Raw genomic sequence first — 3,267 nt, forward strand, 5'->3', positions numbered from 1 at the left:
TCGAGCTCGTCTTCCCATCCCGCCATGGTCAGCCCTCCAAGAGCCGACCACCCATGAATCATTGAAATATTGATTCGGGAATCCTATAAAGCACAGCAAAATCGACAATCTGCCAAAGTAGTGCTAGCTAGTTGGCGGCGCTGATGCAAGGATGAGCAACAGGCCGTCACATGAACGCGTGCGGCTCTCTGCATGGCAAGAAGGGGCCGTACACGCCGAGCGCTCCCTTTACTACGCTAGGCAAGCCAAATTCCGCCGATGACGGAAATAGATCTCACAAGCAGGAAGCTCTCAAGCTAATAGATTAAAAGTATCGATTAGAGCAAACGGCCTCCATTCCAGACTACGCCAACCCGCGCAACAGCACTCAATCGTACTACTCCCACTCTATCATTTGGGACAGCGTATTCGCGTTGATTTGCAAGCACAATTCTTCAGTTCTGACGGACAAATGCCGACGGTATACCCGCCGCAATTTTTTGCTCTTGAATTCACAGGAAATTTGGCTGGCTCTGAGGGTTGGTACCTTCAGCAAGTATCGGAATCAATCGGAGCACTAGACGGGCCTCAAGCTCGAAACGGCCTCCCCTTGTGCTTTCCCCGACTTGCAGCAGATACCGTCATCGGTCAATCGGACAGGCGCTTGATATCAGGTTTGCGCCAACAGTGGCCACCTCTAACAACTCAGCTGTGCACGCGTCAGAACGTGCGAGCCGAATGCGGGCACGCTCTGGGCTGCGCCTCTCCTGCACTGCCAACCTGCAGCAAAGCCGCCGGTGATAAACGCTAAGAGAGGTGGAAGTGAAGGGACGTTTAGCTTTGCTGTCGCTTCAGACGACTGGATGCAGCGGAGAAGCAGTGCGGCGGAGAGAGTGTCAGTCAATCCCCATTGAAAGATCGAGCATTTCCGATCTTCCTGGACCACAACCCACCGTTTGAGCTACGGACAAAAATGGAGTTTTGCCTCCAATCTTTTCAAGCAATCCATCATGACCCATCCAAGACTTGGCCCGATCCCTCAATCTCCGTCGGCGGTGGACAGCAGGGTTGGTTGGCGTTTGCCCTCCGAAGGCAAAGGTCACACGTTCGAATCGTGTCGGGTGCGCCAATTTCTCATTTTTGCAGCGCGATGCGCGCCTCCAGACCGAGACTGCAGATCTGTCCCATTCTCGCGCGGAAGTAATCCGGGCTCCCCAGTACCGACGACAAGTTTTGAGGCCAGAGCAGGGATTCGTCCTTATGGTGTCTTTTGGACTTTCGCCGACCTGGCCATCAGCTCGAACGCCCGCTTCGCGCCAAGAACTAACCTCTCCACGAAGTCGCTTACCATCGTTCGTTCAGTCGTCCGCAACGGCAGTTCGTGTGGAGCGGCCATACTGAACGCTTGGCATATGGCCTCGAGTTCTGATCGATGTACTTCCTGCCGCGAGGTCGATAGCGCGCCACTCCTCACGCATGGCGATGGACTTAACGGTCAAGTTCCAAAGGCTTGTTAGCGCTGTCGAGAAATTCAACCGTGGTGAACCACAAATCGGCATCTCCGACATTTTCGAGGTCGTGGATCTTGTACTCGTCCTTTGCGTAGACGAAGTGGCGCGTTTCGCCCGCGGAGTAAGCGGCCTCGATGATCCTCCCATCCTCCGCATGCGATCGCGCCCGCCCCGGCGTTACGGCGGTCCAAAAGTAATCCAGCACGTGACGGTGGAATCCGATGCGCTCGCCCGGAGCGAGGCGGATTTCCCAGACGCGCACGCGCTCCGTCTCAGACAAGAGTCTGGTGCCGACCCGCCCGTTGGACTGATTGGCGTCGAACTCTTCGCGAATGACGTCGGGCCAGCCGGCCCAGCCTTTTTCGACCACGCTAGCGTTCATTGTGGTTCCTCCTTGAGGTGAGCTTTGCGAGAAGCATCATTCGACAGCCAGGCCGGTCTGAGCCCGAACATGCTGCGCACCGAACGATGCTCGGACCGAGGCGGCCGCCGCACTCCGATCCAACATCGATACCGCCCAGGACACGACGAAGGCCAGCGGAACCGAAACGAGTGCCGGATTGTCGTACGGAAACGGCGCCGACCCGAGCTTGAATGTGGCGGTCCATACGCCCGGACTGAGAGCGACCAACCCGACCGATGTCAACAGGCCGGCAAGCGATCCGCACACTGCCCCCCGCGTCGTGAGATCGGGCCAGACGATCGAGAGAAGGATGATTGGGAAATTCGCGCTCGCGGCAATCGCGAAGACCAGCCCGACCATGAACGCGATGTTCTGGTTCTCGAACAGGACACCCAGCGCCATCGAAAGCACGCTGATCGCGACGGCGGCGGCCTTCGAGACAAGTACTTCCTCCCGCTCGCCCGCACGACCTCTGCGGATTACGCGCGCGTAAAGATCGTGGCTCGCGGCCGAAGCGCCCGCGAGCGTCAGCCCGGACACGACAGCGAGAATGGTCGCAAACGCCACCGCGGAGATGAACCCAAGCAGCAATGAACCACCGACGGCATCCGCCAGGTGCAGGGCAACCATGTTGACGCCCCCGAGCAGGCCGCCCGACGCATCCCGAAACTGGGGATTAACCGAAACGATCGCGATGGCACCGAAGCCGAGCACAAAGAGCAGGCTGTAGAAGATGGAGATGAACCCGGTCGCGACCAGCACCGACGTGCGCGCCTGGCGGGCGTCACTCACGGTAAAGAAGCGCATGAGGATGTGCGGCAGTCCCGCCGTACCGAAGATCAGGGCCAATCCAAGGGAGATCGCCGATACCGGATCCTTGACGAGGCCACCGGGGTGCCATAATAGCGTCGGCCTTCGGATGCAAGGCGACGGCCTCTCGAAAGAGAGCCTCCAGACTGAACCCGAAGTGTCCAAGAATCAGAACCGACATCAGCACCGAGCCCGACATCAGGAGCACGGCCTTGATGATCTGGACCCAGGTCGTCGCGAGCATGCCGCCGACGGTCACGTAGATCATCATCAGGCCGCCAACGATGCCGACCGCGTAGATGTATGGAAGTCCGAACAATAGCTGGATGAGCTTTCCGGCTCCCACCAACTGCGCGATCAGATAGAAGACCACGATGACAAGGGTGTTGACGCCGGCGACCGCTCTCACTGGCACTTCGGACAGCCGATATGCGGCAACGTCGGCGAAGGTATAGCGGCCGAGATTGCGCAGCGGCTCCGCGATCAGAAACAGGATCATCGGGAAGCCGACGAGAAAGCCGATCGCGTAGATCATGCCGTCATAGCCAGATGTGTAGACCAGCG

Annotated in this window: 1 protein-coding gene, 1 tRNA gene and 1 pseudogene; 1 reads left to right on the forward strand and 2 read right to left on the reverse strand. The window is 58.4% G+C overall.

The genetic code is table 11. The features are described from left to right. Positions 1-1,041 precede the first annotated feature (1,041 nt). A tRNA-Ser gene (locus tag FNJ47_RS45225) sits at positions 1,042-1,108 on the forward strand. Positions 1,109-1,467: 359 nt separating this feature from the next. Here the strand turns inward: FNJ47_RS45225 and FNJ47_RS45230 are convergent. Next, positions 1,468-1,872, reverse strand: coding sequence for a cupin domain-containing protein (locus FNJ47_RS45230; RefSeq protein WP_163163149.1), 405 nt, complete (start codon positions 1,870-1,872; stop codon positions 1,468-1,470). A gap of 36 nt (positions 1,873-1,908) precedes the next feature. Beyond that, a pseudogene (locus FNJ47_RS45235) lies at positions 1,909-3,267 on the reverse strand (sodium:solute symporter family transporter); the annotation flags it as partial.

Source organism: Bradyrhizobium uaiense, assembly GCF_010811875.1.
Taxonomy (GTDB): Bacteria; Pseudomonadota; Alphaproteobacteria; order Rhizobiales; family Xanthobacteraceae; genus Bradyrhizobium; species Bradyrhizobium uaiense.

What these genes read in the sequence shown, in the direction of transcription:
- FNJ47_RS45230 (WP_163163149.1), bottom strand. Translation starts at nt 1,872, where the DNA reads ATGAACGCTAGCGTGGTCGAAAAAGGCTGGGCCGGCTGGCCCGACGTC.